We start from the raw sequence: 17,764 nt of genomic DNA, 5'->3' as shown, positions 1-17,764 counted from the left end.
TCCCTCGGCTGAAAACCGTACAAAAGTAGGCTTTCTCCATGGACCCCACGCCGGACCTCCCCGAGACCGCCCCCGAGCCCACCCCCCACCGGGTGCCCGAGATCGCCTCGCTCGGGCTGGACACCCTGGTCACCGAGGTCGCGGAGCGGCTGCAGTCCGCCGCCGCCGTCACCGACCGGATGCAGCGCCTGCTGGAGGCGGTGGTCTCCATCGGGGCCGGACTCGACCTGCACGCCACCCTGCAGCGGATCGCCACCGGCGCCGCCGAACTCGTCGACGCCCGGTACGCGGCCCTCGGTGTGATCGCCCCCGGCGGGCACGGCCTGGCCGACTTCATCCACGTCGGTATCGACGACGGCACCGCCGCCGAGATCGGCGAACTGCCCGCCGGCCGCGGCATCCTCGGCGCGCTCATCGACCGCCCCGAACCGCTGCGGCTCGCCGACCTCGGCGCCGACCCGCGCTCCTCCGGCTTCCCGCCGCACCACCCGCAGATGAAGACCTTCCTGGGCGTGCCGATCCGGGTCCGCGAGGAGGTCTTCGGCAACCTCTACCTCACCGAGAAGAAGGGCGGCGGCGCCTTCACGCCCGAGGACGAACAGGTCGTGCACGCGCTCGCCGCGGCCGCCGGCGTCGCCATCGAGAACTCCCGGCTGTACGAGGAGGGCCGCCGCCGGGAACGCTGGATCGCCGGTGCCGCGGCCGTCACCACCGCGCTTCTCTCCACCGAGCAGGCCGAGGGCGCGCTCACCGTCGCCGCCGAGCAGGTCCGGGAGCTGGCGGGCGCCGCGCTCGGCATGATCCTGCTGCCCACCGGTCCGGCCGGCCCGCCCGGAGCGGCGGGCTCGGCGGGCTCCTCGGGCTCCTCGGCGGAGGGGGACGGGCAGATGCGGGTCGCCCACGCCTCCGGCGAGGCCGCCGAGTTCGTCCGCGGCGAACTGCTGCCCAAGGACAGCTTCGCCGCCCAGCTGCTGGAGGGCGACAGCGTCCACCTCGACGACATGTCCAGCGACCCCACCGTGGTGATGCGGCTCGCCCGCAGCTTCGGCCCGTCCCTGGCCGTGCCCATGGTCGCCGCCGGGCGGGTGCTCGGCGGCCTCTGCGTCTGGCGCTCGCGCGGCGCCCTGCCGTTCACCGACTCCGAGAAGCAGCTCGCCGAGACCTTCGCCTCCCAGGCCGCGCTGGCCCTGCGGCTCGCCGAGGGCCAGCGCGACCAGCAGCGGCTGGCCGTCTTCCAGGACCGCGACCGGATCGCCCGCGACCTCCACGACCTCGTCATCCAACGGCTGTTCGCCACCGGGATGATGCTGGAGAGCGCCGCCCGCCGGTCCGTCGTCCCCGAGGTCAAGGTGGGCATCGGCAAGGCGGTCGACGAACTGGACGCCACCATCCAGGAGGTCCGCACCACCATCTACGCGCTCCAGCACGACAACCACGGCGACGCCCCCGACACCCTGCGCACCCGCGTGCTGCGCGAGGCCAGCCAGGCCGCCGCCGCCCTCGGCTTCAAGCCCTCGGTGAGCTTCGTCGGCCCGGTCGAGAGCCTGGTCGGCGAGAACACCGGCCGCCAACTCCTCGCGGCCCTGCGCGAGATGCTCTCCAACACGGCCCGGCACGCCCGCGCCTCCCGGGTCGGGGTCGAGATCGACGCGACCGTCCACCTGGACGACGCCGGACGGCCCGTCGGCGGCGACCCCGAGTCGCTGGACCGGGGCGGGCGGCCCGGCGTGCTGCTGACCGTCACCGACGACGGCGTCGGCATCCCCCAGGGCGGCCGGCGCAGCGGACTGTTCAACCTCACCCGGCGCGCCGAGGCCCTCGGCGGCGCCGCGTGGCACGAGCGCGGGCCCTACCGGAAGGGCGCCGTGGTCCGCTGGACGGCCCGGCTGTGACCGTTCCGGTACCGACAGATGAAAGCTGAACGAGGGAGAACTTCCCGACCAACGGCGCAAGTTGTGAACGTTCTGGGCTTTCGGCGGTTCCGTGTGCACACATAGCTTGGCTCCGTCCCGGAGGGGAAACCGGACGGAGGGGGCAGTGGACGGTTCCGGCCGCGGTCACACCGCAGCAGGGGCGAGCCGAGGGGGGTTCCGGACCGAGCGTGCACCGGACGGGCGCTACCGCTGGCAGCTGAAGGCACCCAACGGCCGGGTGGTGGCGATCACCTCCGCGCTGTTCGAGACGGCGGGCGAGGCCGAGCGGGGCTTCGACGGACTGCGCGCCGGTGCCGACGGACTGACCGCGCGGATCACCCATGTCCGCGACGGGCTCGGCTGGATCTGGGTCGTCCCCGGATCGCGCAGCCTGCCCGAGGTGCGCTCCAGCCGCGCGTACGAACGGTACGCGACGTGCCAGAACGCCTTCCGCCGCTTCGTCGTGCTGCTCGCCAAACAGCCGCCGCGCGAGCCGGCGGTCCACGAGCCACCCGTCCGCGAGGGGTCGGTCCGCGAGGCTCCCGGCCGCGAGGGGTCGGTGCGCGAGCGGTCCGTGCGCGATGTGCCCTTCCGCGACGCGCCCGCACGTGAACTCCCGAGGAGAGCAGTGTCGTTGAGACGCCCCGATGGCAGCTGAGCGGCGCGGACCGCGGCTGCTGATCGTGCCCGCGGCCGACCGCTGCGTGGGCTGGGCGCTGCGCGCCGCCAACGGGCGGCCGCTCGGCGTCGGCGTGCGGACGTACCGCAGCGAGGAGGAACTCGCCGACGCGGTGCGCGAACTGATCATCGAACGGGCCGCCCTGCGCTGCTCGACCGTCCAGGCGGAGGGCCGCCAGTGGGTCTGGTCCGCCCACCTGCCGGTGCGCACCACCCGGCCGGGCGCGACCCCCGCCGTCCCGGTCGCCCGCAGCGCCCGCGGCTACCTGCGGCGCGACCAGTGCCAGGCGGGCGTCGAGGGCTTCCTGGCCGGACTCCAGTGGGTCGGGCAGGAGTTGCGGCGGTCCGGCCGCGACGGCCGCTGGCCGCTGTAGCGCCGGTTCCGCTTCGTACCGTCCTACTCCGTACAGCTCCGTACGGTTCTGCTCCGGGCCGTTCCGCTTCGTGCTGTTCCGGTGAAGCGCAGGTTTCCGGCAACACCCCGAGCCGCCTCCTGGAGAAGAACGTCGACCGGGTTCGTCACCCCTGTTCCGCCCCTGTCACATCCGCGTTGACCAGTGCCTAAACCTCGTCGAACCGATGAGTCGACATTCGCCGCCCGGCCCCGACGGCCCTTCCGACGGAACCTCCCGGCCGGACAGGATCGGCACTGCCGGAGCGGCCGCAGCAGACACGGCCCCCGGCCCCGGACTCCCCCCGGAGCACGGGTTCACGCGATGGACGTCTCTCCCTCGGAGGAAGAGGAACATGCGTAAGACCGCTGCCAAGCTGCTCACCGTCGCCGCCCTGGCGACCTCCCTGGTCACCGTTGCCAGTGGCTCCGCCCTGGCCGACCCGACCGGCACCCCGGCCGCCCAGGACATCGTCGGCGTCGGTTCGGACACCACCCAGGCCGTGCTGAACCAGTTCTCCACCGACTACAACGCGTACCTGGGCGCCGGCTCCACCCTGCCGCACCTGTACAGCTGGGACGCGACCGGTTCCTCGCCGATCACCACCAAGACCGGTGCGACCTCGATCGCCCGCCCGAACGGCTCCGGCGCCGGCATCTCGGCCCTCAAGAACAACACCAGCGCGACCGTCGACTTCGCCCGCTCCTCGCGCGGCCCGCAGTCGACCGACCCGAACACCTTCGACTTCGTCGCCTACGCGACGGACGCGGTGGCCTGGGCCGCGCCGAACAACGGTGACGCGCCGGCCAACCTGACGACGCAGAACCTCAAGGACATCTACAACTGCAACATCACCACCTGGGACCAGATCGACCCCAGCCTGCCCAGCAACACCATCAAGCCGTACCTGCCGCAGGCCAACTCCGGCACCCGGTCGTTCTTCCTCTCCGTGCTCGGCATCTCCACCATCAAGCCGTGCGTCACCGAGGGCGTCCAGGAGAACGAGGGCAGCGACACCAACCTGTCCGACCCCGACGCGCTGGTCCCGTACTCCGTCGCCCACTACATCGGCCAGGTGTACTACGGCAAGGGCAGCGGCTCCGACGTCCAGGGCCCGCTGACCATCCGCAGCATCGACAACACCGCGCCGGTCGACACCACCAACAAGGTGATCAACGGCGACTTCGCCGCCACCTCCTACGCCCGCACGGTCTACAACGTGGTCCGTGACGCGGACTGGAAGGCGACCGACGCCCACGGCACCGCGCTGCGCAGCATCTTCGGTACCACCGGCTGGGTCTGCACCAACGCCACCGCGAAGGCCGACCTCAAGAGCTTCGGCTTCCTTCCGCTGAACGCCGGCGCCTGCGGCAGCACCATCCACTCCTGATCACACCCCGCACGATCCGACGGCCACGGGCCCGCCGCCCGTGGCCGTCGGCCGTCGGGAGCCGACCGAAGGGAACCGGAGAACGATGCACAGGACGTGGCGGAAGCTGCTCGTCACGGCCGTCCTGGCGGCCTCGGTCGCCGTGGCCCCCGGCGGCGGCCCGGCCGTGGCGGACCCGGCAGGGCCGGCGCTGCCGGCCGCACAGGACCTCGTGGGGGTGGGGGACGCCGACAGCCAGGCCGTGCTGAACCAGTTCTCGGCCGACTACAACGCCACGATCCCGGGATCGGACACCACGACACCCCGGCTGTACAGCTGGGACGCGACCGGGGCGCCGACGATCACCACCAAGACCGGTGCCACCACGATCGCGCGCCCGAACGGTGCGGAGGTCGGCATCTCGGCCCTCAAGAACAACACCGGCGCGACCGTCGACTTCGCCCGCTCCTCGCGCGGCCCGCTGCCGACCGACCCCCGGTACTTCGACTTCGTGAACTACGCGGACGACGCGCTGTCCTGGGCCGCGCCGGGCAACGGCAACGCGCCGGCGAACCTGACGACGCAGAACCTCAAGGACATCTACGACTGCGACGTCACCACGTGGAAGCAGATCGACCCCGCCCTTCCCGGCAGCACCATCAAGCCCTTCCTCCCGAAGGCGGGCTCCGGAACCCGGGCGTCCTTCCTCGCCGCGCTGGGCATCCACACGGTCAACAGCTGTATCGACGACCGGACGGTGACCGAAGGCCAGGGCAGCGACCCGAAGCTCAACGACCCGGACGTGCTGGTTCCCTACTCCGTGGGGCACTACATCGGCCAGGCGTACTACGGCCGGGGCAGCGGGGCCGACACCCAGGGGCTCCTGACCATCCGCGGCATCGACGGAACGGCCCCGGTCGACGCGACGGGCCGGGCGATCAACACCGACTTCCTCACCCTCCACGGGCAAACGGTCTACGTCGTGGTCCGCGACGCGGACTGGGCGGCGACCGACGCACACGGAGCCGCGCTGCGCGGCGTCTTCGGGCCTGACGGCTGGATCTGCACCAGTTCCACGGCAGCCGCCGACATCAGGACCTACGGCTTCCTGCCGCTCCCGTCCGGCGCCTGCGGCGGCGTGCTCATCCCTTGACCAACTGTCACCACCGCACCATCCCACCTCTCCCAGGGAGTACGACATGGCAAGAACCGGCGTCCGTCTCGCCGCCACCGGGATCGCCGTGGTCCTCGCGATCACCGGATTCAGCGGTGTGGCCGCGGCCGACACCCCGGCCACCACCACCGCGCCCACCGGCAGTGCCGTGGTCACGGTCGACCAGCAGTTCCTGGCCAAGACCCTGCTCGGCGGCATCGCCGTCGTCCCGTTGACGCCGGCCACGGCGGACGTCACCAACAACGTCGTGACCAGCACCTTCCCGGTGACGGGCGGCGTCGCCAACATCCCGTCGTTCTCCGGGCAGGTGCAGCTCGGTGGCGGACTGCTCTTCGTCAACCTGAACAACGGCAAGACCGTCACGTTCAAGCAGCTCGGCTTCAAGGTCCGTGACTGGAACGTCTCGGCGGTCCCGAACGGCGGCACCGCGCCGGTGGCCCTGCTGGACCCGCTGGGCGACACCCAGATCGGCCGCACGGGCACCACCCAGTCGCTCTCGGCCTCCAGCCTGCAGCTGGACCCGGCCGGCGCGCAGTACCTCGACAGCGCGCTGGGCACCACGTACTTCACGGGCGGTCAGTCGCTCGGCTCCTTCGCGCTGACCTACACCCCCGGCAGCTGATCCGGCTCCTCGTCGGACGGCCCCGGACGACCCCGGGTGCCCCGCGGGCCCGCGCCTCGGCGCGGGCCCGCTCGTGTGCCAAGGGGAGCACTCAACTCCGTTCCAGGGGCGCCGCGTTGTGTTCTCGTACATCCTGTCGACCGGATCCGGACACGTCCGGCTGGCCGAATGGTGGGTACTGGGGGTGCCCGGCCGTCGGCATGCCCGATCCCACCTTGCGCCGCGTGCTGGGCGGCGCGGATCCGCACGGAGGTGCCCACCATGAGAGTCCGATTGCCCGACCGGAGGGATCCGGGGAGATGGCGCCGCCGACTTCCGGCGATCGCGCTGGTGTGGTCGGTGGTGGTGGCGCTCGGTGTGGTGCCGATCGGCCTGGGGGCCGGGCCGCAGGCGGTGGCGGAGTCCTCCAGCGTGACCGTGGCGGGGCCCAAGGTGCTCGACCCGGCGACCGGGACGCGCGGCCGGGCCGGCAAGATCACGGTCTCCCAGACGAAGAACCTGGTCAACCAGGTGGTGCAGGTCTCCTGGAGCGGCTTCACGCCCACCAAGACCACCAGCGGCCAACAGGTCACCCTGGCGCGGGTCGGCGAGGCCAAGTACCTCTACCCCGTGCGGATCTACGAGTGCCGCGGCGCCACTCCGAAGGTGACCGACTGCTACAACAGCTCGCTGTTCGGCGGTGACGCGAACGCGGGCTTCCAACAGACCCTGCCGCCCGGGTCGAGCACCGCGCCCGACTTCCCGAGCAACATGGCGATCGCCCCGACCGGTGCGGACGGCACCGGCGCCGCGAACATCGAGCTCTACACCCAGGCCCAGGCCCCGACGCTGGGCTGTGACGACACCCACCCGTGCTCCCTCGTGGTGGAGGCCAACTACGGTGGCGACAGCCTCGGCCGGACCACCCCGACGGCCTCGGTCGACTGCCTGAACCACTCGCTCGACAGTTCGAGCTCGCTCGCGAGCGACGCGGTGCTGTTCAGCTACGCGGCCAACGGCATGTCGAGCGGCGAGCAGTGCGCGTGGGAGAACGGCATCGTGATCCCGCTGTCCTTCGCGCCGGTGGCCCAGGCCTGTGCGTCGCAGAACGGTTCGTTCGACGCGGAGGGCCTGGAGATGTTCAACCGGGCCATGCAGCAGTGGCGTGCGGGCCTGTGCCTGAGCGATTCGCCGATGGCCGTCCGGTACGTGTCGGCCGGCGGTGAGCCGCAGGCCCGTTCGCGCTTCCTCGGCGGATCCACGGACGTGGCGCTGACCGCGCGGGCGGACGGTTCACCACCGGCCCGGCCCTACGTCTACGCGCCGCTGGCGACCTCGGGCATCTCGGTCGTGTTCTCGGTGGACGACCAGGACACCGGTCGGCAGATCCGCGACATGAAGCTCAACGCGCGGCTGATGGCCAAGCTGCTCACCCAGTCCTACGCGCCCCGCGGCGGCGTGGTCACCTCGGTGAAGGGCAATCCGACCTGCCTCTTCGCGGATCCCGAGTTCCTCCAGCTGAACCAGCTGCCGGCGACCTCGGGGCTCAAGTGGCCCAGGTTCTGCGACATGTTCGACTTCAGCCCGACCGTGGTGGGCGGGACGACCGACCTGACGTACCAGTTGACCTCGTGGATCGCCTCGGACCCGGACGCCGCCCGCTTCCTGGACGGCGAGTCCGACCCGTGGGGCATGCACGTCAACACCTACTACCTCCGGCCCGCGTTCTCCGGCTACCCGGTCGACTCCTTCTCCCGGCAGGACTCCTCCGGGATCGTCGGCAGCAAGGTCGACGCTTACCAGCACCTGATGCAGTACGAGTGGAACCCGGTCACGAGCGGACTGGGCCAGGTCGCGCGCGGGTTCCTGCAGAACAAGGCGACCTGCGTCAACCCCGGGCTCAACGGAACCGGCGGGCACGACCAGTGCGCGCCGGTGGACGTCGGACAGCGGATGCTGATCGCGATCATGGACACCGGCCAGGCCAAGGCCTACTCCCTCCCCGAGGCCCAGCTGCTCAACCCGGCCGGCGCCTTCGTCTCCCCGGGGACCACCGGCTTCCAGGCCTCCGTCGCCGACATGACCGTCGACGCCTCGACGGGCGTGCAGTCGCTGCCGTACGGGACCGCCGACACGGCGTACTCGCGCGACCAGCGGGCCTACCCGCTGACCACCGTGCAGTACGCGATGGTGCCCACCCAGGGCGTCCCGGCCGACAAGGCCGCCGCGATCACCATGTTCCTGCGGACCACCACGAGCAGCGGCCAGGTCTACGGCAACGAGCCGGGCCACCTGGCGCCGGGCTTCCTGGCGCTCACCAGCGCCCAGCGGGCCCAGGCGGCCGACGCCGCCACCCACGTGGAGGCCCAGGACGCCAAGCTGCCCGGCAACCAGGCCGCGCCGCCGAACCCGCCGGCCGTCACCCCCGGCGACGGGGGCACCGGCGGGGGGACCCCGGCGGAGGGGTCGGGCTCGGCGGGCGGCACCACCCCGGTCAGCGCCGGGACCGACAACGGCACGAGCGGTGGCGGCCTCGGCGGGGCCTCGACCGGCGGCCTCGGGGAGGGCGCCGCGACCACCGGGGGCGCCGCCGCGGCCGCGGCCACCGCCGGGGGCAAGACCCCGGGCGCCTCGCCGAGCACGCCCGGCAAGTCGCTGAGCGCCGCGCCCGTCGCGGCCGGGACACCGGCCGCGGACCGCTCCGGCGCCGCGCGCCTGCTGCTCCCGATCGCGCTGATCGGCGGCCTGGTGCTGCTGGTCGGCGGGCCGGCGGCGCTGGTCCTGGGCGGGACACCGGCCGGGGAGCGGACGCTGGCGGGGCTGCGCAACGGCTGGTCGCGGTTGCGCCGTCGCCCCTGACGGCCGACGGCTGACAGCTGACAGCTGACGGCTCGGCGAGGCCGCCGTCCCGGCCCGCCGAGCCGTCGGGCTCATGGCCCAACCCTCCCGCAGGAAGGCCGAGTTGACCGTCGCCGCACCGGTGGCCGGAAAGGATCCGGCCACCGGTGGCGGTCAACTCCAGCACCGAACTGGCTCGTTGGGGCCCCGTACACGCGTGCGACCCAGGGCGGACACCTCCGGATGGCCGAATGGGTACGCACCGGAACCGCGGCCCCGTGCCAACCGGCCGCCCCCACAACGATTTCGCGCCGCCGAGCCCCACCGGAGCCGCCGAGCGCGACCGGCGCCACGTCGCGCCACCGTCCGGTCCGGGCGCAGCCCGGCCATCCGCACCCGAGCACGGAGAGCAGAGCATGACAGCCGCCGCCGAGCCCGCGGCCTCGTCCGCCGGGGCCCCGGGCAGACCCGACCGCGGAGCCGACCGCGGAGCCGACACCGACGTCCCGCGCGCCATCACCTCCCCCGCGACCCCCGGCGACCGGGTGTTCCGCGGGGTGCTGCGGGTGGCCGGGCTCTCGGTGTTCGCGATCATGGGCCTGATCGCGTTCTTCCTGCTGCTGCGCGGCTCGGACGCGCTGCGCGCCGTGGGCTGGTCCTTCCTGACCGAGCAGAAGTGGCAGACCGCCGCGCACACCTTCGGCATCGCCGCCGTCCTGCCGAACGGTCTGCTGATCGCCGTGATCGCGCTGGTCATCGCCGTCCCGGTGGCGCTCTCCACGGCGGTCTTCATCTCCGAGTACGCGCCGGTCCGGCTGCGCGCCTCGCTGGTCTCGCTGGTCGACCTGATGGCGGCGATCCCGAGCATCATCTACGGCCTGTGGGGGCTGTTCTTCCTCCAGCCGAGGATCATCGGTTTCAGCCGCTGGCTCTCCAACCACCTCGGGGACACGATCCCCTTCCTCAAGGTGCGCACCGGCGACATCGGGACCTCCTACACCTCCTCCACGTTCATCGCGGGCGTCGTCGTCTCGCTGATGATCATCCCGATCGTCACCTCGCTCAGCCGGGAGGTCTTCTCCCAGGCCCCGCAGGGCGAGCGGGAGGGCGCCTACGCGCTCGGCTCGACCCGGTGGGGGATGGTGCGCACGGTGGTGCTGCCGTTCGGCCGCGGCGGTGTGATCGGCGCGGTCATGCTGGGCTTCGGCCGGGCGATGGGCGAGACGATCGCGGTCGCGCTGATCATCTCCCCGAACTTCAAGGCCATCAGCCACATCCTGGAGAACGGCGCCAACTCGATCTCGGCGCTCATCGCGCTGCGCTTCGGCGAGTCGGACGCGCTCTCGCTCTCCGCGCTGATGGCGGCCGGCCTGGTGCTGTTCGCGCTGACCCTGCTGGTCAACGTGGCGGCCGGCTTCGTGATCAACCGGTCCCGCTCCGGGGCCTCGACCGCCGACTGAGGCGGCGCACGGACATGACCGGTCCCGCTGAGACCCCCGCCGCACCCCCGGCGGCCCCGCCGGCCGCACTCCCGCCGGCCACCCCCGCCGGGCCCCCGGCCGAGACCCTGTCGAAGGGAACGACCCGATGACCACGCTCGACCTGCCTCCGGCCGCCGCCGTCCCGGGGCCCGCCGCCCAGGGGCCCGCCGCGCCCCCGGCCGGCCCGGCGGAGCCGCGCCCGGAGAAGCGGGTGAAGCTCGGCGGCGTCACCCGCGAGGACGTGTTCACCGTGGCCGGCTCGTCGATCGGCTCGCTGGCCCTGAACTGGACGCTGTACGAGCGGGTGCTGCCGTTCAGCGGCGCCTTCGGCTTCCTGGTCTGCTGGTACCTGCTGTTCCTGGCCGCCTACTTCACGCTCGGCCGGCTCCAGTGGGGCCCGCTGCTGGTGCGCGAGCGCCTGGTCTCCGTCGTGGCGTGGAGCGCCGGCCTGCTGGTGCTGGCGCTCATCGTCGACCAGGTCGGCTACCTGGCGGTGCGCGGCTACGAGGCCGCCCAGCACCTCAACTTCTTCACCGAGTCGATGGAGCGCACCGCCGCGCTCTCCCCGATCACCTCCGGCGGCGCGCTGAACGCGATCGTCGGCTCGCTCGAACAGGTCGGCCTGGCCACCCTGTTCGCCGTGCCGCTGGGCATCGCCGCGGCGATCTTCATGTCCGAGGTCGGCGGCCGGATGGCCAAGCCGGTGCGGACCCTGGTGGAGGCGATGACGGCACTGCCGTCGATCGTCGCCGGGCTGTTCGTGCTCGGCATCGTGATCCTGACGCTCGGCTTCGACAAGAGCGGCTTCGCGGCCTCGCTCGCCCTCACGGTGATGATGATGCCGATCGTCACCCGGGCCTCCGAGGTGGTCATCCGCCTGGTGCCCGGCACGCTGCGCGAGGCCTCGTACGCGCTGGGCGGCAGCCAGTGGCGGACGGTGTGGAACGTCGTCCTGCCGACCGCCCGGCCCGGCCTCGTCACGGCGGTCGTGCTCGGGGTGGCGCGCGGCATCGGGGAGACCTCGCCGGTGCTGCTGACCTCGGGCTTCACCCCGCAGTTCAACGCCGACCCGTTCCACGAGCACCAGGTGTCGCTGCCCCTGTACGTCTGGAACTACGTCAAGCAGCCCTACCCCGAGATGGTCGCCCGGGCCTTCGCGGCGGGGCTGACCCTGATGGCGCTGGTGCTGGTCCTCTTCGTCACCGCGCGGGTGCTCGGCGGCCGCCGCCCGGGTGAGCTGACGCGCGGTCAGCGGCGCCGGATCGACCGGGAGGCGCGGCGGGCCGAGAGCGCCGCCCGGGCCGCCCGGGCCGGTGCCCACGCGCCCGTCGCCCATCCGCCCGTCGCCCACCCGCCCGTCGCACTGCCCGGGAACAGCTGATGAACCGTCCAACCACCCTCCGTACCAGAGGAGTTCTCATGTCATGGGAGGCCGCAAGGCGCTCCGTGGCCCGTGTCCTGGCGTGCCTGTCCGCGTTGCTGCTCGCCGCGGGCACCCTGCTGTTCGGGCAGGCCGCTCCGGCCTTCGCCGCCTCGGTCGCGCTCAGCGCCGACGGCTCCAGCTGGGCCGGCCCGGCCATCGACCAGTGGCGCCAGGACGTCGGGCCGCAGGGCATCCAGATCAGCTTCAACCCGGTGGGGTCGGCGGCCGGCCGGACCGCCTGGAGCAACGGGCAGGACGACTTCACCGCCTCGGACGTGCCGTTCCGCAGCGCCGAGGACACCGGCCTCAACTCCGGTGCCCGCACCAGCGGTCAGGGCACCAGGGAGAACCCGGTCTACGGCTTCTCCTACGTGCCGATCACCGCGGGCGGCACGACTTTCATGTACAACCTGGTGGTCGGCGGCAAGCAGGTCCGCGACCTGCGGCTGTCCCCGCAGACCGTCGTGGACATCTTCACCAACAAGATCACCAACTGGAACGACCAGAAGATCACCGCCGACTACGGCAAGCAGCTGCCCAACCTGCCGATCACCCCGGTGGTCCGCTCGGACGGCTCCGGCGCCACCGCGCAGTTCACCCGCTGGATGGAGCACACCCACAAGGACCAGTGGGACGCCTACTGCTCCTCGGTCAACGGCACCACCTGCGGTGACTACACCGAGTTCTTCCCGCCGTCCGGCCGGATGGTCGCCCAGAACGGCTCCGACGTCGTCGCCGGCTACATCAAGGCCGCGGCCGGCCTGGGCACCATCGGCTACGACGAGTACGCCTTCGCCAAGCGCAGCAACTGGCCGGTCGTGAAGGTGCTCAACCAGGCCGGCTACTACTCGCTGCCGACCGCCTCCAACGTGGCCATCGCGCTCACCGCCGCCAAGATCCGCGGCGTGGACGACGACACCCCGGCGTCCGACCCGAACTACCTCCAGCAGAACCTCGACGGCGTCTACACCATGGACGACCCGCGCTCGTACCCGATCTCCAGCTACAGCTACGTGATCGTGCCGCGGGCCGGCGCCGCGCTGCCCCCGCCGGGCCGGTTCAACAACGACAAGGGCGCCGCGCTCAGCCGCTTCCTCGCCTACGTGCTGTGCGAGGGCCAGGGCGAGGCCGACGGCCTGGGCTACTCGCCGATCCCGCGCGGCCTGGTCAAGGGCGGGCTGCTGCAGACCAAGTCGATCCCCGGCAACGCCAGCCCGGTCAACCCGGACACCCTGGCCAACTGCGCCAACCCGACCTTCAACTCCGCCGGTGAGCTGACCGTCCTCAAGAACGCCCCGCAGCCGAGCCCCTGCGACAAGCAGGGCGCCCCGCTGGACTGCACCGTCCAGAACGGCCAGGCGGTCAAGACCGGTTCGGGCGGCTCCGGCGGTTCCGGCGGCTCCGGCGGCGCGGCCGCCGGCTCCGGCGGAACGGGCGGCACCGGCCACGGCAACGGCGGTTCGGGCGGCTCCGGCGGCAGCGGCAGCGGCACCGGCGCCGACGCGGCCGGCACCGGCGGCGCCGCGGCCGGCGGCGGTGACCCGAACGCCGCCGCGGCCGGCGACCCTGCCGCGGGCGACGGCTCCGGCGACGTGGTCGACCCGCAGACCGGCCAGGTGGTCGCGCGCGGCCGGGGCGGCGCCACCGAGGTCGCGGCCAACGTGGTCGAGGTGAGCGGCAGGCCCGAGGACTGGACGCTGTCCACGCTGACCGCCGTCGAGCTGCTCGCCGTCGTCCTCGTCCCGCCGCTGCTCGGCCGCCGGCTGCTGCGCCGGCGCAAGGGCTCGGGCGGTGCCTCGTGACGGCACCGGTCCTGGAGAAGCCGCCGGTCCGGCCGGCGCCCGCGGCCGAGGCGCCCCCGGCCCGGCCCGCCGCCGTCACCCCCGCCCGGCGCCGCTTCCTCCAGGGCGCCTGGGCGGCCAGCCTGGCGGCCGCGCTGGTGCTGGGCTTCGTCGGCTTCCTGTTCACGCTCTCGCACGTCCAGGAGCGGCACTACCAGTCGACGGCGTACAAGACCTTCCGGGACCAGCTGGCCCGGGCCGTCGCCCCGACCGGCGCGGCCGCCGACGGCGACCCGGTGGCGCTGGTGGACATCCCGGCGATCGGCCTGCACCAGGCCGTGGTGGTCGAGGGCACCACCGGCCGGGACCTGATGCGCGGCCCCGGCCACCGCCGGGACACCGCACTGCCCGGACAGAGCGGGGTGGCGGTGCTGTTCGGCCGCGGCGCGACCTTCGGCGCGCCGTTCGCCCGGCTGTCCGGGCTGCGGGTCGGCGACCGGATCGAGACCACCACCGGGCAGGGCACGTTCACCTACGTGGTCAACGTGTACGGCGACGGCGACCACCCGATCACCGACCCGGCCCGCAACCGGCTGGTCCTGGTCACCGGGGACTCCGACTGGATCCCCGGCTCCACCGTGCTGATCGGCGCCCGGCTGGAGGGCGACCCGCAGCAGAACCCCGGCGGCCGCCCCGCCACCGTCCCCTACGACAAGGCGCTGGCCGCCGACAAGGGCGCGCTGGCCACGCTCCAGCTCTGGTCGCTCGCCCTGCTCTGCGCGGTGGCCGGGGCGCTGCTGCTGGCCCGGTACTGGCGCCGCTCGCCCGCCTACCTGAGCGCCGCGCCGGTGGTCGGCGCCCTGCTCTGGGCGGTCTACGAGAACGCCGCCGCCCTGCTGCCCAACCTCTACTGACGCGCGCCCGGAGGACGTACCGATGACCGACACCGCCGACACCACGCACCAGCCGCACGACGCGGCGGTCGACCCGGCCGCCGACACCCTCACCCTCCCGCCGGTCCCGCCGGCCCCCGCCCCGCCGGTCGTCCCGGCCCAGGGCCCCGACGGGGTGCTCGCCGGGCTGGAGACCCGGGACGTCTCCGCCTGGTTCGGCAGCCGCAAGGTGCTGGAGCGGGTCTCCCTGGCGATGCCGGCCGGCGAGGTCACCGCGCTGATCGGCCCGTCCGGCTGCGGAAAGTCCACCTACCTGCGGATCCTCAACCGGATGCACGAGATGGTGCGCGGCGCCGCCCTGGCCGGCGAGGTGCTGCTGGACGGGGACGACGTCTACCGGCCCGGCCGGCGCCCCGCCGAGGTGCGGCGCCGGATCGGCATGGTGTTCCAGCGGCCCAACCCGTTCCCGGCGATGTCCATCCAGGACAACGTCTCCAGCGGGCTCAAGCTGGCCGGGATCAAGGTCTCCAAGGAGGAGCGCCAGCACCTGGTGGAGACCAGCCTGCGCCGCGCCGGGCTGTGGGACGAGGTGGCCACCCGGCTGCACGCCCCCGGCGGCTCCCTCTCCGGCGGGCAGCAGCAACGCCTGTGCATCGCACGGTCGTTGGCCGTCTCGCCGGACATCCTGCTGATGGACGAGCCGTGCTCCGCGCTCGACCCGACCTCCACCCGCCGGGTCGAGGAGACCATCGCCGAACTGCGCGGGCGGCTCACCATCGTGATCGTCACCCACAACATGCAGCAGGCCCAGCGGGTCTCCCAGCGCTGCGCGTTCTTCCTCGCCACCCACGACACCCCGGGCCGGATCGTCGAGGCCGGGCCGACCGAGCGGCTCTTCGGCAGCCCGCGCGACCAGCGGACCTCCGACTACGTCAACGGCCGCTTCGGGTAGGGGCGTTACCGGCCGGAGTCGGTGATCAGCCGCTCCAGCACCGCCGCGACGCCGTCCTCCTCGTTGCTCACCGTGTGCAGCGGCACCGCCGCCAGCACCTGCGGGTGCGCGTTGGCGACGGCGTACGCGGTGCCGGCCCAGGCCAGCATCTCCAGGTCGTTCGGCATGTCGCCGAAGGCCACCACCTCGGCCCGGTCGATCCCGTGCTCGGCGCACCAACGGGCCAGCGTGCTGGCCTTGGTGACGCCGGGCGCGCTGATCTCCAGCAGGGCGATCGGCGAGGAGCGGGTGATCTCCGCCAGGTGTCCGGCGGCCGTCCGGGCCTCGGCGAGGAAGGTGTCCGGGTCGAGGTCCGGGTGCTTGGCCAGCAGCTTGAACAGGCCCCGCACCGGGCCGCCGTCCGCCAGCAGCTCCTCGGCCGGGCCGACCGCCCGCACCTCGGTGTCGCCCCACATCAGCACCTCGTACCCGGGCTCCCGGGCCCAGCCGTCCGCGTACTCGAAGGCGAAGGAGGTGCCGGGCAGCTCGGCCCGCAGCGCCTCGACCACGGCCAGCGAGGTCGGTGCCGGCATCGGGAAGTACTCGATCAGCTCGCCACCGCGCCGCACGTCCACGATCGCGCCGCCGTTGGAGCAGATCGCCACCCCGTGACCGCCGATGTGCGGGCTCACCTGCTGCATCCAGCGCGGCGGCCGGCCGGTCACGAACACCACCTGCACCCCGGCCGCCTCGGCCGCCGCCAGGGCCGCGGCGGTGCGATCGCTGACGGTGCCGCCGGGGCACAGCAGGGTGCCGTCCAGGTCGGTGGCGATGAGGCGGGGAGCGGTGCGGGGTTCGGTCACCGGTCCATCTTCGCCCATCGCCACCGCCCGGTCACCGCCGCGGGCGGCCGCGGCGGGCCTGCGGCGGGCCCGGTGGCGGTGCCCGCGGCCGACCGACCGTGAGGACGGGTTCCGGCCCTTCCTGCGCCGCTTTCCGGCCGATCCGCCCCCGTCCGGGGTGTCGCGGCGGGCCGACGGGCAGGAACCCCCTGGTCACCCCGTCGGCAGGAAGAGCCATGCCCACTCGCCAGCTCCGTGACGAGCCGCCCCCGACCCTCCCTTCCCCGGATCCCCCCGCCGCCTCCCGCGAGCCGGTGCTGCTCGGCGAGGTGCTGTTCCACACCCTCGCCGAGCTCGCCCGCCGCACCCCGGACCAGGCCCCGGCCCCGGCCTTCCCGGCCCAACGCACCCGCCCGCACCCCTGACGGCCTCCTACCGGCCACCAGCGCCGGGGCAGCCCGTCCGGCTAGGGTCGGTGGCATGCGTCTGAGCACCGTGATCCTCCCCATCCACCGGTGGAGCGAGGGACAGAAGATCTGGCGACGGGCCGAGGACCTCGGATTCCACGCCGCGTACACCTACGACCACCTGTCCTGGCGGTCCTTCCGCGACGAGCCCTGGTTCGGGTCGGTCCCGACGCTGACGGCCGCCGCCACGGCGACCGAGCGCCTCCGGCTGGGGACGCTGGTGACCTCGCCGAACTTCCGGCACCCGGTCACGCTGGCGAAGGAGCTGATCACGCTGGACGACGTGTCCGGCGGGCGGCTCACGCTGGGCATCGGTGCGGGCGGGACGGGCTTCGACGCGACGGCGATGGGCCAGGAGGCGTGGTCGCCCAAGGAGCGGGCGGCCCGGTTCGGCGAGTTCCTGCCGCTGCTGGACGAGCTGCTGACCACCGACGCCACCACCCGCGAGGGCACGTACTACTCGGCGGTCGAGGCGCGGAACATCCCGGGCTGCGTGCAGACCCCGCGGGTGCCGTTCTACGTGGCCGCCGCCGGTCCGCGGGGGATGCGGCTGGCCGCCGAGTACGGGCAGGGCTGGGTGACCTACGGGGACCCGAAGGGCCCGGCGGACGTGCCGGTCGAGCAGGCGCCCGGCGTGATCGCGGCGCAGATCGGGAAGCTCACGGCGGCCTGCGAGGCGCAGGGCCGGGACGTGGCGACGCTGGAGAAGATGCTGCTCCAGGGCTCCACGGCGGAGAAGCCGCTCCAGTCGCTGGACGCCTTCGTGGACTTCGCCGGCACCTACCGGGAGCTGGGCATCACCGAGTTGGTGATCCACTGGCCGGTGCCGGACTCGATCTTCGCCAACGACCTGGCCGTGTTCGAGCGGATCGCCACCGAGGGCCTGGCCCAGCTGGGTTGAGCGGTACGGCCGGTCGCGGACGCCGTCAGGACGGGTGCGGTCGGGGGGAGGCGCTAATCTGTCCGCCGCACCTTTATCTG

15 protein-coding genes are annotated in these 17,764 nt (G+C 73.2%); 14 read left to right on the top strand and 1 reads right to left on the bottom strand.

Annotated features, from left to right (window positions below; translation table 11 throughout):
• The first annotated feature begins 38 nt into the window (after positions 1–38).
• The 12 genes from ACFC1T_RS33905 to ACFC1T_RS33850 all read left to right on the top strand — a co-directional run bounded on the left by ACFC1T_RS33905 (position 39) and on the right by ACFC1T_RS33850 (position 15,495).
• Positions 39–1,892: a GAF domain-containing protein gene (locus ACFC1T_RS33905; protein ID WP_375895318.1), complete on the top strand. Its 1,854-nt coding sequence runs from the start codon at positions 39–41 to the stop codon at positions 1,890–1,892.
• A gap of 91 nt (positions 1,893–1,983) precedes the next feature.
• Positions 1,984–2,571: a DUF1508 domain-containing protein gene (locus ACFC1T_RS33900; RefSeq protein ID WP_375895316.1), complete on the top strand. Its 588-nt coding sequence runs from the start codon at positions 1,984–1,986 to the stop codon at positions 2,569–2,571.
• Positions 2,561–2,965, top strand: coding sequence for a hypothetical protein (locus tag ACFC1T_RS33895; protein WP_375895314.1), 405 nt, complete (start codon positions 2,561–2,563; stop codon positions 2,963–2,965). Before ACFC1T_RS33900 ends, ACFC1T_RS33895 begins: the two co-directional genes overlap by 11 nt.
• 373 nt (positions 2,966–3,338) lie before the next feature.
• A complete protein-coding gene (locus tag ACFC1T_RS33890; protein ID WP_375895311.1) occupies positions 3,339–4,373 on the top strand; it encodes a PstS family phosphate ABC transporter substrate-binding protein in 1,035 nt (344 codons plus the stop codon).
• 85 nt (positions 4,374–4,458) lie between these two features.
• Positions 4,459–5,505, top strand: coding sequence for a substrate-binding domain-containing protein (locus tag ACFC1T_RS33885; RefSeq protein ID WP_375895308.1), 1,047 nt, complete (start codon positions 4,459–4,461; stop codon positions 5,503–5,505).
• 46 nt (positions 5,506–5,551) lie between these two features.
• Complete coding sequence (locus ACFC1T_RS33880; protein WP_375895306.1) at positions 5,552–6,148, top strand: hypothetical protein; 597 nt, start codon at positions 5,552–5,554, stop codon at positions 6,146–6,148.
• A 261-nt stretch (positions 6,149–6,409) separates the two neighbouring features.
• Positions 6,410–8,986 (top strand): hypothetical protein, encoded by a 2,577-nt coding sequence (locus ACFC1T_RS33875; RefSeq protein WP_375895303.1) that lies wholly within the window; start codon positions 6,410–6,412, stop codon positions 8,984–8,986.
• A gap of 395 nt (positions 8,987–9,381) precedes the next feature.
• The gene (gene pstC, locus ACFC1T_RS33870) at positions 9,382–10,425 is read left to right on the top strand and encodes a phosphate ABC transporter permease subunit PstC (RefSeq protein WP_375895301.1); all 1,044 of its coding nucleotides are present in this window, start codon (positions 9,382–9,384) and stop codon (positions 10,423–10,425) included.
• A gap of 127 nt (positions 10,426–10,552) precedes the next feature.
• Entirely contained in the window at positions 10,553–11,827 is a 1,275-nt protein-coding gene (pstA, locus tag ACFC1T_RS33865; protein WP_375895298.1) for a phosphate ABC transporter permease PstA, read from the top strand.
• Between the two features lie 65 nt (positions 11,828–11,892).
• On the top strand, positions 11,893–13,671 hold the full coding sequence (locus tag ACFC1T_RS33860) for a substrate-binding domain-containing protein (protein WP_375895296.1): 1,779 nt from the start codon (positions 11,893–11,895) through the stop codon (positions 13,669–13,671).
• Positions 13,668–14,564 carry a sortase gene (locus ACFC1T_RS33855; RefSeq protein ID WP_375895294.1) on the top strand — a complete coding sequence of 299 codons (897 nt, stop codon included), beginning with the start codon at positions 13,668–13,670 and terminating at the stop codon, positions 14,562–14,564. Before ACFC1T_RS33860 ends, ACFC1T_RS33855 begins: the two co-directional genes overlap by 4 nt.
• Before the next feature lie 154 nt (positions 14,565–14,718).
• Positions 14,719–15,495 (top strand): phosphate ABC transporter ATP-binding protein, encoded by a 777-nt coding sequence (locus ACFC1T_RS33850; protein WP_375895339.1) that lies wholly within the window; start codon positions 14,719–14,721, stop codon positions 15,493–15,495.
• 5 nt (positions 15,496–15,500) lie between these two features.
• Here ACFC1T_RS33850 and ACFC1T_RS33845 read toward each other — a convergent pair whose 3' ends face one another.
• Positions 15,501–16,355 carry an HAD family hydrolase gene (locus tag ACFC1T_RS33845; protein WP_375895292.1) on the bottom strand — a complete coding sequence of 285 codons (855 nt, stop codon included), beginning with the start codon at positions 16,353–16,355 and terminating at the stop codon, positions 15,501–15,503.
• Positions 16,356–16,552: 197 nt separating this feature from the next.
• Here ACFC1T_RS33845 and ACFC1T_RS33840 point away from each other — a divergent pair, with 197 nt between their 5' ends.
• Together ACFC1T_RS33840 and ACFC1T_RS33835 are read left to right on the top strand one after the other, a co-directional pair.
• On the top strand, positions 16,553–16,741 hold the full coding sequence (locus ACFC1T_RS33840) for a hypothetical protein (protein ID WP_375895290.1): 189 nt from the start codon (positions 16,553–16,555) through the stop codon (positions 16,739–16,741).
• Between the two features lie 55 nt (positions 16,742–16,796).
• Positions 16,797–17,684: an LLM class flavin-dependent oxidoreductase gene (locus ACFC1T_RS33835; RefSeq protein WP_375895288.1), complete on the top strand. Its 888-nt coding sequence runs from the start codon at positions 16,797–16,799 to the stop codon at positions 17,682–17,684.
• Positions 17,685–17,764: the final 80 nt, after the last annotated feature.

Origin of the sequence: Kitasatospora sp. NPDC056076 (assembly GCF_042266305.1) — a bacterium.
Classification (GTDB): domain Bacteria; phylum Actinomycetota; class Actinomycetes; order Streptomycetales; family Streptomycetaceae; genus Kitasatospora.
The sequence above is the reverse complement of the archived record's forward strand: the minus strand, read 5'-3'. Positions and strand labels throughout refer to the sequence as shown.

What these genes read in the sequence shown, in the direction of transcription:
- ACFC1T_RS33885 (WP_375895308.1), top strand. Translation starts at nt 4,459, where the DNA reads ATGCACAGGACGTGGCGGAAGCTGCTCGTCACGGCCGTCCTGGCGGCC.
- ACFC1T_RS33880 (WP_375895306.1), top strand. Translation starts at nt 5,552, where the DNA reads ATGGCAAGAACCGGCGTCCGTCTCGCCGCCACCGGGATCGCCGTGGTC.
- pstA (WP_375895298.1), top strand. Translation starts at nt 10,553, where the DNA reads ATGACCACGCTCGACCTGCCTCCGGCCGCCGCCGTCCCGGGGCCCGCC.
- ACFC1T_RS33890 (WP_375895311.1), top strand. Translation starts at nt 3,339, where the DNA reads ATGCGTAAGACCGCTGCCAAGCTGCTCACCGTCGCCGCCCTGGCGACC.
- ACFC1T_RS33895 (WP_375895314.1), top strand. Translation starts at nt 2,561, where the DNA reads ATGGCAGCTGAGCGGCGCGGACCGCGGCTGCTGATCGTGCCCGCGGCC.
- ACFC1T_RS33845 (WP_375895292.1), bottom strand. Translation starts at nt 16,355, where the DNA reads ATGGGCGAAGATGGACCGGTGACCGAACCCCGCACCGCTCCCCGCCTC.
- ACFC1T_RS33835 (WP_375895288.1), top strand. Translation starts at nt 16,797, where the DNA reads ATGCGTCTGAGCACCGTGATCCTCCCCATCCACCGGTGGAGCGAGGGA.
- ACFC1T_RS33875 (WP_375895303.1), top strand. Translation starts at nt 6,410, where the DNA reads ATGAGAGTCCGATTGCCCGACCGGAGGGATCCGGGGAGATGGCGCCGC.
- pstC (WP_375895301.1), top strand. Translation starts at nt 9,382, where the DNA reads ATGACAGCCGCCGCCGAGCCCGCGGCCTCGTCCGCCGGGGCCCCGGGC.
- ACFC1T_RS33905 (WP_375895318.1), top strand. Translation starts at nt 39, where the DNA reads ATGGACCCCACGCCGGACCTCCCCGAGACCGCCCCCGAGCCCACCCCC.
- ACFC1T_RS33840 (WP_375895290.1), top strand. Translation starts at nt 16,553, where the DNA reads ATGCCCACTCGCCAGCTCCGTGACGAGCCGCCCCCGACCCTCCCTTCC.